The organism is Flavobacterium covae, from assembly GCF_001534645.1.
In the GTDB taxonomy this organism is placed as follows: domain Bacteria; phylum Bacteroidota; class Bacteroidia; order Flavobacteriales; family Flavobacteriaceae; genus Flavobacterium; species Flavobacterium covae.
The window spans coordinates 266,356-278,959 of sequence record NZ_CP013992.1 but is presented as its reverse complement, the minus strand read 5'-3'; the positions used below and the strand labels follow the sequence as shown (position 1 = coordinate 278,959).

Sequence of the window (12,604 nt, the reverse complement as noted above, 5' to 3'; positions counted from 1 at the left end):
AGTTAGGATATTTTATCAAAGTTTTCAAAAACTTTCTTTATTTGATCTTCTATTAAAGTGTTTCTATACAAATTCAATAATATGCTTTTAAACTATAATAACTGGCATCTTAAAGCATATTTTTCTAGTATTTAAAGTGTTATATTTTTTACTTTTTATTTTCTTTAAATATCACGAAATGAAGGTATCTGACGAATAAAAAATATTTTTTAAAGCTTTATTCTATTTATTACGTTTTAATAAGGGTGAATACTAAAGATGAATTTTATAAAAGAAAAGACAAAATTCTTTTTTAGTTAAAAACAATCTTTGTTGAAACAAATTCAATATAAAAATACTACTTGGTTGTAAAGGATATTCTTTATCCTTAATATGAAGAAGAAGTAGATATATTTTTTTAAAATTATAAAAAACTTTATCTTGCAGTAAGTATTTTTTTTCATAAATAACCTATCATAAAAAATACACTTATTAGGAAGAGGTAAGATATTTTTTTGCATCCTCTTTAACTTAAAATTTATATACTATGAAGAAAATATTTGGGATTATCAGCTTATCTTTTATAGGTGTTATAGGTATCTTATTATTTCAAAACTATCCAAAATTAGACTTGATTTCTGGTTTTTCTGCAAAAAGTGTTGCCTCTGGTCATTTTTTAGATAATCGTCCTCTTTCTCTTATTGAAAAAACAGATAATGATATTAATTTGATTGATTTAGCAAAAAATGAAATTAATGATAAGTTTAAGTTTGCCGAGGCTTCTGTATACGGATTAAAAAAACGAAAAGCTGTATATAGAGAAGGTTTAGGTACTGTATTAGTAAATGACGACTATGATCCAAATATGCCTTATTTGGTTCCTAAAAGAATTTTTACAATTAATAAAAATATTCCTTTTCCTTATGGAGATGGAGAACCTTTAAAATCTGTTTTTACAAATATTGACTACAACCGATTAGATAAAGCGGTTTCTCAAGCTTTTGAACCTAATAAAAAAGGAAAAAGATGTACTCGCGCGGTACTTGTAGTTTATAAGGATCAAATTATTTCTGAAAAATACGCTCCTAATTTCACAAAAGATTCAAGATTACTAGGTTGGTCTATGACTAAAAGTATTACAGGAACACTGTTTGGTATTCTTCAAAAACAAGGTAAATTAAATATTAATCAACCTGCTCCTGTTGCTGAATGGAAGAATGATGCGCGCAAAAACATTACCATCCATAACTTATTACAAATGAACTCAGGTTTAGAATGGGATGAAAATTATGATAAACTATCAGATGCTACGAAAATGCTGTTTCAAGAAAGTGATATGACAAAATCTCAAATTAAAAAACCTTTGGTAGGCAAACCTAATGCTAGTTGGAACTACTCTTCTGGTACAACTAATTTACTTTCTGGAATTATTCGCAGTCAATTTAAAACACATCAAGAGTATTTAGATTTTTGGTATGGTGCTTTAATTGATAAAATTGGTATGCACTCAATGATTGTTGAAACAGATTTATCGGGTCATTATATAGGATCTTCTTATGCTTGGGCCAACGCGCGTGATTGGTCTAAGTTTGGTTTGTTATACTTACATAAAGGGAATTGGAATGGTGAACAATTATTTGAACCTAGCTGGTCTAGTTATGTTGCTACTCCTACTCCTACTTCTAATAATGAATACGGTGCTCAATTTTGGCTAAATGCTAGTGGTGTTCTACCTGACTGTCCTAAAAACATTTATTATGCAGATGGATTCCAAGGACAACGGGTATTCATTATACCTTCTCATGATATGGTAATTGTACGTCTGGGTCATGGTCATATTGATCTAAATGCTTTAGTAAAAGAGGTTTTAGCAAGTATAAAGTGATTATAAAGACTTTTTTTGAAGAGGCTGTCCAAAAAGTAATAAATCAACATACATGCAGTTTGTCTCTCCGGTAAGGAGGAGTCTCATAATCAATATTATGTAATTTCTCCCTTTGATCGAAATGAAAGATTACGAACTTTTTGGGCAGTCTCAAGGTTGAAAAAATAGTATTATAAGGGAATTTCAAAGTTTAAATGGTATAAAACATCTTCTACAGCATTTTTTCTTTTAATTGAATGAAACAGAAAGTGAATTTATTTTTTAATTTTTCTTATGGCACTTTTATTTAACCATCCCTCTTTTAAATCAGCTATTTGAATTTTGTAATAATTATCTAAATGATCTATAATATTTACTTTTGTTCCTGCATGTAGGACAAAAGCATTAGCCGCAACTGCATTAGGTTCACTTTTTACATTGACTACATCAACAAAAACGATCGCTGGTTTTTCTTTTTCTAAACGACTTTGTTCATAAAAACCAGCAAAAAGACTTAACAAAACTAAACATAGGCTACATAAAATTCCGGCGAAGAAAATTCTTTTTAAAATGGTTTCATAGGAATAATAATAGATTATAAAACAAATTAGCATACAGAAAGCTACAACAATAGATACCCAAGCCCAAGTATCATAATGAAAAACGGAGGTTAAATCTATTATGATTTTTGAAAAGCCAACCTGTGGTACTTCTTGAATATCATCAATTACCATTTTTTTAGCAAATGCTAAGTTATTTTGTATTTCTATATCATTAGGGTTCAATAACAAAGCTTTTTCAAAATTAAAAACAGCTGGTGCTACTCTATTTAATTTGTAATAGCAATTCCCTAGATTGAAATATATTTCTGCTGATTCTTTTCCTTGAGCTAAAATACTTTCATAGGATTGGATTGCTTCTTGGTATTTTCCTTTTTGATAGCAATCATTACCTTTTTCAAATAAATCATTTGCCCAAATAAATTGAGAAAGGAATAATAATATGTAGAATATTTTTTTCATTTTATTCAATCACTAAAACACAAAAGACACTAAATAAGGTGTAATTACAGTGTTTATTTTTTAATTTCTTTTTATTCTTTTTGTATTTAAACTATCTGCTTTTCTAAATCAGAAACAATACTTATTGCGAGATTGTAATCATTTTGAATACTTGTATTTGTTGAAGGTGCATATCGAGCAAATTCACAACTTTCTATTAATCCTATAAACTGATTCACAGTATCTTTGTTTGCTTTCTTCTGAATTAATAATTCGCAAATTTTATCTTTACTCATGTCTGATGTTTCAATATGTAGTTTGGCTTTTAAGAAATTATGCAACGCACGTTCTAAAGCAATATAAAAAGGTTCTTTATTTCCTAATTGTTTTTGGGCTTCAGACAAATATCTTTTAGCTAACTTATTTGATAATTTAATCTTATTCCCTAAAATGTCCGCATTACGTTCTTTTCTTTTACGACGTAAAATTATGATAAGTGGAATAGCTAAAAAAGGCGCAAATAATAAGCTATAAAATAAACTTGATCCTAAGAAATCCGAAGACGTTTTTGGTTCTAAATTAGTCTTTGTTTTTATAAATCCAAAAGTAGAAGTTGCCGTTACTTTAGATTTATTTGTACTAACTGTATTGTTTACTAAAACATTTCCTTTTTCTACAAATAGTGTAATTTCTTTTGAAGTAATTGATTTATAATGTTTTGTATTCAAATCAAAATACGTAAAAGTCATCGGTTTTATTAAATATTTCCCCTCACTTTGTGGAATAATGGTATAAGTATCTTGAATGTTTCCAGTCATACCTGAAAGTGATGTTTGTACACTTTCTTGGTGTTGTGGATCATACATTTCTAATGAAGAGGGTACTATAGGTTTAGGTAATGTAAATAGTTTTAAATTTCCTTTTCCTGAAACGATTATTTTTAGATCAATTGATTCACCTGCTTTTACGCTGGTTTTAGAAGGAATTACTTTAAATTCAAAATCCCCTACTGCTCCTGTAAAATCAGTTGATTTTCCTGCTTCAGGAAGAGGTTTAACTATAATTGTTTTTGCTCCTGCTGAAACTTTTTTATGTCCCATAGTCATAACTGGACGACCAAAAAAATCAACCTCTCCTGATGGGACCTCTACTTCTACGTCTAAAGTTAAGGGTTCTATTATTAATTTACCTGATTTTTGAGGGTAAAGAACCGTTTTACGCAATACAGCATAACGATACATTTCGCCTTTAAATTTTCCTTCTTCTACTTTTAATTGTTTGATGTCTATATTTTGACTCCAAAAATTATTGTATTTAGGATTTTGTGTTTCCTGCCAACCTCCAACTCCTGAACGGTGACTTACATAAATTTTATAAACTACCGTAATAGGTTCATTGAGATACGGATTATTGTTAGAAATTTCGGCTACTAAATGCACTCCTTCTTTACCCATAGCGGATGAAGGAGGTGTTTGTTGGCGTTGTTGTTGATAATAAGGGCTATTTCCTCCGTAAGGATCGTAAGGATCTCGTTCTTCTTGGACTGCATTACCTATAATAACTTTAACAGAATTAGATTTATATATTTGTCCATTTATTTCAACAGAAGCTCCTTTTATAAGGAAAGTTCCCTTTTTTGTAGGTTGAAGAAAATAGGAATACGTTTTTTCATAGGATTTTCTTCCGTTAATCCACGAATAACTAACGGATTGATTGGGACCTCCTATAATTCGGAAACCATCAAATGCTGGAGGATCAAAGTTATCTCCATCATCATTCATTGTAAAATCAATTCGTAAACGTTCGTTTATACCCAAATTGTTTTTGCTGACACTTGTTACAAACTGAACTTGGGCAGTAATTTTTACACAAAATAAAATAAGTATAAAAAATAGTTTTTTCATTCTTCTTGTTTTCTTTTCTACCAATCTTTTCCTTCTTGTTTTGGAGCTCCTTTTACTTTTCGAGCATTTACTCGATCTTGAATTTTTTTCTCCTCATTATTTACCGCATCTAACAAATTTTGCATCCTATCTTTTGGAACATTATTGGGTTTAGGTTGCGGATTATTTTGGTTTTGATCTTTGTTTTGATCTTTATTATTAGGTTTATCCTGTTTGTCTTTATTTTTATCATTTTGATTTTTGTCCTTATCTTGATTTTTATCTTGATTAGGTTTTTTATCAGGACTATCTCCTTTTTTATCTTTTTTCTTATCATCATTTTTTGAAGGTGGATTTTCCTTCAGTAATTTTTTTGCTAAAGCATAATTATAGCGTGATTCTTCATCTGCTGGATTATTACGTAATGCATTCTTATAGGCTTCAACTGCTTTGTCATACGTTTTTTCTTTCATATAGGTATTTCCTAAATTATGATAAGCGTAATGTTTTTCATTTTTTGTTTTTGCAGTTTCTGTTGCTCTAGCATAGGCTACTTTAGCTTCAGAAGCTTGATTTTGTTTATAAATTGCATTTCCTAAATTATATGCTGATAATCCTTTTTTAGGATGATTGCTTTTTGAAATTCTAAAATTTGCTTCGGCTTCAACATATTGTTTTTTTTCAAATTGCGAAACGCCATCTGGCAATTCAAAATCTTTCTTCTGTTGCGCAAAAATACTAACAGAAATGAATAAAACGATATGTAATACAATTCTTTTCATGAATATCTCTCTAATCTTTTTTTGAAAGGGATTTTTATTTTTTATCTTTTTCATTAAACAAATCTAGTTTTTGTACCCATTTTGTTTTTGTTTCTAAAAGAAATACATCTAGTAGTAATAGGAAAAATCCAGCTCCTAAAAACCATTGAAATTGTGATTGAAAGTTAGCCATTTCAGTAGCTTCAAATTGTGTTTTTTGAATGTTATTGAGTGATTTTCGCATAAAATCAACTACTTGTTTGGTATTTGTTCCATTAATATATCCCCCATTAGCTGCTTTAGCAATGGCTTCTAATGCTTCTGCGCGTAATTTAGTGGTAACTGTCTCTCCTGTTTCCTTGTTTTTATGGTATTCTATCGAATGACCATTTCTGATAGGAATAGGTCCTCCTTTAGGGGTTCCTACGCCAATTGTAATAATTTTTATTCCTCTTTTTCGAGCTTGTGTTGCTGCCTCTTGGGCCTTTTCGGAATGATCTTCTCCATCGGTTACCATTACTAGAAGTTTACTGGTATTTCCACTTCCTTCAAAGTATTTTTCTGTTAATCGAATTGCTTCGTCTAAATTACTTCCTTGTGATGAAATCATTCCAGGATTCATTCCTTGTAAGAACATTTTAGCTGCGTTGTAATCTGTTGTAATAGGCAACACAGGAAAGGCACTTCCTGAATAAGCAATAATTCCGATACGGTCATTTCCTAGACCATTGATAATTTGGGAAACTAATTGTTTACTTTTCTCCAATCGACTAGGTGCAATATCTTCACAAAGCATACTTTTAGAAATATCTATTGCAAAAACAATATCAATTCCTTCACGTTTTACTTTTTCTACTTTAGTTCCTATTTTAGGATTCACTAAGCCTAAAATTAACATGATTAATGCAAAGAATAGTAACCCAAATTTTAATATTGGTTTAAACGTTGATTTTTCAGGGCTTAATTTTTTAAGTAGTTCTAAATCGCCAAACTCTTGCTGTTTTTTTCTTTTCCAAAATTGATTCCAAAGAAAAAGCCCTACCAAGAAAGGCAACAAGAAAAATAAATACAGATATTTTGATTCGTCTAATTCGTACATTTTTTTTCAATTGCAATTTTCAATATTATTTTTTATTATAAAAAACTTTTAAAAATTGTTTTTCTTAATATTAATTCAATTAATAACAACAAGCCTGCTAACCAAACCCAAGGACGGTATTTTTCATCATAATTAACAAACTTTAACTCATCTACTTTTGTTTTTTCTAACTTGTTTATTTCGTTATAAATATTTTCTAAACTTGAATTATTTGTTGCTCTAAAATATTTTCCTCCTGTTTTTTGAGCAATTCCTTTCATTAGTTTTTCATCTATTTGAACGGGCATCATTTTAAATAAAAATCCACCATTAGGAGCATACGCATACGGGAATAAAGCATTCCCGTTAGTTCCAATTCCTATTGTATAAACTTTAATTCCTAAATCAGCTGCAATTTCGGCTGAAGTTTGAGGATCTAAAAAACCTGCATTATTTACGCCATCTGTCATTAGGATAATTACTTTACTTTTGGCTTTGCTGTCTTTCAGCCTATTAACAGCTGTTGCCAATCCCATTCCTATACCTGTCCCGTCCTGTAAAACATTGTCATATTTAATGTCTTCGATAGCTTGTAAGACAACTGCTTTATCACTTGTTACAGGTGTTTTTGTATAAGCTTCGGCTGCGTATACGACTACTCCTATTCGATCGTTTAAACGTTCTTTAACAAAATTAGATGCTACTTGTTTTAGAGCTTCCATTCTGTTAGGTTTTAGATCTTTTGCTAACATACTTCCCGAAACATCAGAAGCAATGACAATATCTATACCAAAAGTACTATTTGTTTTATTGCTTACATCTACTGTCCTAGGTCTTGCCATAGCTATAATTAAAGCACTTAAGGCCAATAGTCTCATAACAAAAAGCAAGGGTTTTAAACTAGGTAAAATTGATTTTGTTTTTTGAAAACTTTTTAATGAACTTATCTTAAGTGTTGGTTTTTCTTTTTTATTTGTAAGAAAGTACCATACTATCAATAAGGGTAATATTAGGAACAACCAAAAAAAATCAGGATTTAAAAATGTTACGTTCTTCATTTAGGGTGCTTTTTTAAGTTCAACAGATTGTAACATACGATTTGCTATTTTTTGAGCATTTTCATCTCCTTCTTTAAAAGCAATCATTATTTGTTGCAAACCTCCTTCTTGGCTAAATAGAAGTATTTGATATATCATTTTTTCTCCATTTTTCATCAGGCTACCATATCCTTTTAGGCCTTGTAATCCTTCTTTGGTTTTAAAATCTTCTTGTTTTACTACGACATCTTCGCAATCTTGATTTTGCAACGTTTGAATCATTCCTGTCAAGGCTTGACTCAAATCTACATTATTCTTTTGTTTAAATTCAGTTGATGAAATAGCTATATAAAAACCTTGAATTAAACTCCCATATTCAAACATTTGTGTATTCTTTACAATTCCTGCTATATCGTTAGGAAGGGCTTTAGATACATCTGTACGTTTTAGAACTTCAGGTGTTTCTATCGTGATTGCTGGATTTCCGTATTCTGATTTTATCCAATTTGTATTAACTAATTCTTTTGTTGATGGTCCTGTAAAACCGTTTTTAATAAAGTCTATTCCTTTTGTTATTCCAATAAATATGAATACAGATAGTATTAAGAAACTTATAATACCTGCAATAGCGGTCATTTTCTTTTTACGCAGTTGTTTTTTGCGATTTTCTTCTTGTTCTTTTTGCCATTTTACACTTGTATCATCTATTACTATTGGGATAGATTTATGAATATTAATAATACTTAATTCTACCTTTTTTCTATCATCTGCAATTTCAAAATCTAAAGGTTTAGACTGCGCAAACTTTACTAAATCGGCTTGTTTTAAAACTTTTTCTAAGCTTTCAACTGTTTCTCTAGAAAGTTTTAATTTTCTTTTTTGAGCTGCCTGTCTTAAACCTAAAATAAGTTCGGAAGTGGTACTTTCTTTAGCTGGAATTTCAATGGCTTCTTCTATGTATTCTCGAGCAATATCTGTTAATTCTGAATAATAGGCTTTAATCTCTCCTTTTACTAAAAGTTCTTTCTTTTCTAATAGCTGTAATAGTCCTGTTGCTTTTTCTATGGGTGTACTGTATACGGGTTCTTTTTCTATTGTTTTTTTGTATTTCTTATATAGTTTGTATCCTAAAAACATTAAACCTACGAAGGTTATCAGTATTAATAGGTATTTCCACCCATCTCCTACTGGTCTTTCTGCCTGGATAATAGGTTTTATATCATACATTTTTTGTTTTAAAGTATCTACTTTAACATTAAATACTTCTACTTTAATACTATCTGAAAAATAAGGTTTATTATTAATTAAAACAGGTATTTTAGGTATTACAAATTTACCTGAATCAAATTGAACTAGACCGTATTTTTTAATTAATTCAAACTTTGATTCTTCTTGTATTGTATCTACAGGGTAAGATTCTACTACTTCAAAAGAGCCAAATTTCTTATCATCTGAAAAAGTTACATTGTTTTTTCTATTTGCGTTAACTTTTAAACTTAGAGTAAATTGTGCTCCTATTTTGTTTTGTTTTTTATCAATAGAAGTTTCTAATTTTTGTGCAAAACAAAATGATGAAAAAAGTAATAATATATATAGTTTATCTTTCATTGATTAACGTTTTTTGATTTAAAGGATATTGTTTTTCATATTTACTTTATTGTTTTTTGCTAAACGACATTTTGTCAAATATGAAATTTATTAATATGCTTTTTAATTTATCTTTTTTCATTCTTAAATCTTTATCTTGACCTAAAATAACCTAACAATTTTGTCACATAACTTTCGTCTACTCTTGTATGTATTGTTCCTGCTCCACATTTTGAAAAAATGTCTTTGAAATAATTTATTTTTTCTTGATAATATTTTTCATATTGTAGACGAACATTTTGAGAGCTTGTATTAACCCATTGTGTTTGTCCTGTTTCTGCATCTTGCATAGCTACTAAACCTATATCTGGCATTTTCTCCTCTCGAATATCAAATACTCTTACACCTGTTATATCATGTTTTTTACTGGCAATCTTTAATATTTTCTCATAATTATCATCTGTTATAAAATCTGAAATCATGAATACAATCGCTTTTTTCTTTTGGGTTGCGGAAAGAAATTCTAGAGCATTTCCAATATTAGTTTGTTTACTTTTGGGTTCAAATTCAATTAATTCACGAATAATGCGTAATACATGTGACTTTCCTTTTTTAGGTGGAATATAGAGTTCTATCTGATCAGAAAATAGGATTAATCCTATTTTATCATTATTTTGGGTTGCAGAAAAAGCTAAAGTTGCCGCTATTTCGGTTACAATTTCACTTTTTAGCTGTTTTTTTGTTCCAAAACTTTCTGATCCTGAAATATCCACTACTAACATCATGGTTAATTCTCGCTCTTCTTCAAAAACTTTCACATAAGGTTCTTTGTATCGAGCAGTTACATTCCAATCAATTGCACGTACATCATCTCCATACTGATATTGGCGTACCTCAGAAAAGGTCATTCCTCTTCCTTTAAAGGAAGTATGGTACTCTCCCGAGAAGATATGATCACTGAGTCTTCGGGTCTTAATTTCTATTTTTCGAACTTTTTTAAGTAAGTCTTTTGTTTCCATTTTTTAAGTAATAGGCAATAAACAATAAGTAATAACCATTTGTTGTGGAATTACATATACTTTTTACTTTCTATGGTACTTCTATCTCATTTACAATTTTATTAATAATATCTACAGAAGTTACATTTTCGGCTTCTGCTTCATAAGTAATACCTATACGATGACGTAATACGTCATGTACAACAGCTCGAACGTCTTCTGGAATAACATATCCTCTGCGTTTGATAAAAGCATAACATTTAGCTGCCACAGCTAAATTAATACTACCGCGTGGTGAAGCCCCAAAACTAATTAAAGGTTTTAATGATTCTAGTTTATATTTTTCAGGATAGCGTGTTGCAAAAATAATATCTAAAATGTATTTCTCGATTTTTTCGTCCATATATACTTCTCGAACGGCTTCTTGAGCACGAAGTATCTGTTCTATAGAAACCACTGGTTTTACTTTATCAAAACCTCCATTTAAGTTTTGACGAATAACCATTCTTTCTTCTTCCATTTTAGGGTAGTCTATTACTGTTTTTAACATAAAACGATCTACCTGTGCTTCTGGCAACGGATATGTTCCTTCTTGCTCTACTGGGTTTTGTGTAGCTAATACTAAAAAGGGTTTATCTAATTTAAAGGTACTATCGCCAATTGTTACTTGCTTTTCTTGCATTGCCTCTAACAAAGCTGATTGAACCTTTGCAGGAGCTCGGTTAATCTCATCTGCTAAAACGAAGTTAGCAAAAACGGGACCTTTTTTAATAGAAAAAGCATCATCCTTAATATTGTATATCATAGTTCCTACCACATCTGCTGGTAACAAATCAGGCGTAAATTGAATGCGACTAAAACTACCATAAACAGCTTGTGATAATGTGTTTATTGCTAAAGTTTTTGCTAATCCTGGAACTCCTTCTAGTAAAATATGTCCTTGTCCTAAAAGACCTATCAACAAACGCTCTACCATGTGTTTTTGCCCAACAATAACTTTATTCATCTCCATCGTTAATAGATCAATAAAAGCGCTTTCTCTTTCTATTTTTTCATTAATTACTCTAATATCTAAAGTGGTCGTATTCTCTTCCATCGATTGTTTTTTTAAAGTCGTGAAATTAATATCTTATTCAATATGATGCAAATTGAAAATTTAATTGATTTTAGGGTGTTAACAATCAGTTAAATATTTTCTTTTATCCCTTATTAAGACTCATTTTATGAAAGCTTTTTATTATTTTTAAGTAACTTTTGGGAATTTAAAGAAATGATTAATAAACGACTTCTTATAAAAAACTTGTTAGCTCATAATGATGAGAACAGCTTTTACGATAAAAAAAGACAACTTAACCTTCACAATCAAGAAGGGAAAGCTAAATTTCTAAAACACATTTGTGCCCTATCTAATTCTAATCCTAACAATAATTCTTATCTTGTTATAGGAGTTGAAGATGAAAGTAATGAAATTGTAGGAGATGATTTTTTTGATGACAGTCGAATCCAGAATTTAGTAAATGCGTTTCTTCAAAATCCACCGAAAATACAATATGAAAACATTCCTTTCCCCAATTTACCAAAAGAAAAAGTAGTAGGATTAGTTACCATTAAGCCAAATCATAAGGTATCTTATTTTAAAAAAAGTATAAACACTATAGAGCTGGGAAGTACATTTAAAAGAATTGGAAGTAATACAGTTCCTACACATGACAAAATCCCCTATAGCAAACAAAATACACAAACGGTTATTAGTATTGAAAATAATTCTAGAAATAGTGTTGAACACACTCTAGAGTCTGTTTTAGATTTCATAAATGTTAGGCATAAAGATATGGAAACACAATATAAAGTTTTTAAAGAACTTTTTATTGTGTGTTGGGCAGGCAACAAAAAAGAATGGAAAGACAAAACTTATTTTTCTAGAGTAGATATTGAGTTAATTAATGAACAGATTAAACTTTTTTATTCTGCATTAGATGAAGTTACAATTGAATATTCAGAAAACAATTTTATGATTACTGAATTTATACAATTGGGCATTAACGATAAAACGAGCTATTACCCTCTTGAAAAGGTTAATATTTCTTTTTTTGATAATGGGTATTACAAAATAGAGAACGAGGTTGTATTTGAGCCTCCTCAATTCAACAAAAAACTATTACATCATGTTTATAAAACAAATCTATTATTACTAGAAAAACTAAGTAAAGAAATACCTCTTACGAATAAAGATTTAAAAGATCTTGAAAATCTACCCCACACTCTAATGCTTTGTTATTTAAATGGGTTTGAAGATGCTAAACAAAAACTCATTGCATCTAAACCTTTTTTAAAACATTACCAGAAAGTCTATATTACTTTTAAAGAGGCTTTAAGAGTATTACGAAAAATGAAATACAATCAATAATATTCTCAA

10 protein-coding genes are annotated in these 12,604 nt (G+C 29.7%); 2 read left to right on the top strand and 8 right to left on the bottom strand.

What is annotated here, in order from left to right:
• Window positions 1–526: 526 nt before the first annotated feature.
• A complete protein-coding gene (locus AWN65_RS01185) occupies window positions 527–1,864 on the top strand; it encodes a serine hydrolase domain-containing protein (protein WP_060381492.1) in 1,338 nt (445 codons plus the stop codon).
• Between the two features lie 254 nt (window positions 1,865–2,118).
• On the opposite strand, the gene AWN65_RS01180 is transcribed toward AWN65_RS01185, so the two are convergent.
• The 8 genes from AWN65_RS01180 to AWN65_RS01145 all read right to left on the bottom strand — a co-directional run bounded on the left by AWN65_RS01180 (window position 2,119) and on the right by AWN65_RS01145 (window position 11,284).
• Window positions 2,119–2,865 (bottom strand): tetratricopeptide repeat protein, encoded by a 747-nt coding sequence (locus tag AWN65_RS01180; protein WP_060381491.1) that lies wholly within the window; start codon window positions 2,863–2,865, stop codon window positions 2,119–2,121.
• Between the two features lie 86 nt (window positions 2,866–2,951).
• Window positions 2,952–4,748, bottom strand: a complete 1,797-nt coding sequence (locus AWN65_RS01175; protein WP_060381490.1) for a BatD family protein — start codon at window positions 4,746–4,748, stop codon at window positions 2,952–2,954.
• A 17-nt stretch (window positions 4,749–4,765) separates the two neighbouring features.
• Complete coding sequence (locus AWN65_RS01170; RefSeq protein WP_060383790.1) at window positions 4,766–5,509, bottom strand: tetratricopeptide repeat protein; 744 nt, start codon at window positions 5,507–5,509, stop codon at window positions 4,766–4,768.
• Between the two features lie 34 nt (window positions 5,510–5,543).
• Window positions 5,544–6,587: a vWA domain-containing protein gene (locus tag AWN65_RS01165; protein WP_060381489.1), complete on the bottom strand. Its 1,044-nt coding sequence runs from the start codon at window positions 6,585–6,587 to the stop codon at window positions 5,544–5,546.
• A gap of 35 nt (window positions 6,588–6,622) precedes the next feature.
• Complete coding sequence (locus tag AWN65_RS01160; RefSeq protein WP_060381488.1) at window positions 6,623–7,624, bottom strand: vWA domain-containing protein; 1,002 nt, start codon at window positions 7,622–7,624, stop codon at window positions 6,623–6,625.
• Window positions 7,625–9,211, bottom strand: a complete 1,587-nt coding sequence (locus AWN65_RS01155) for a BatD family protein (RefSeq protein WP_060381487.1) — start codon at window positions 9,209–9,211, stop codon at window positions 7,625–7,627.
• A gap of 131 nt (window positions 9,212–9,342) precedes the next feature.
• Entirely contained in the window at window positions 9,343–10,209 is an 867-nt protein-coding gene (locus tag AWN65_RS01150; protein ID WP_060381486.1) for a DUF58 domain-containing protein, read from the bottom strand.
• A 70-nt stretch (window positions 10,210–10,279) separates the two neighbouring features.
• Entirely contained in the window at window positions 10,280–11,284 is a 1,005-nt protein-coding gene (locus AWN65_RS01145; RefSeq protein WP_060381485.1) for an AAA family ATPase, read from the bottom strand.
• Between the two features lie 174 nt (window positions 11,285–11,458).
• Here AWN65_RS01145 and AWN65_RS01140 point away from each other — a divergent pair, with 174 nt between their 5' ends.
• Window positions 11,459–12,595, top strand: coding sequence for an ATP-binding protein (locus AWN65_RS01140; RefSeq protein ID WP_060381484.1), 1,137 nt, complete (start codon window positions 11,459–11,461; stop codon window positions 12,593–12,595).
• The last annotated feature ends 9 nt before the right edge of the window (window positions 12,596–12,604 follow it).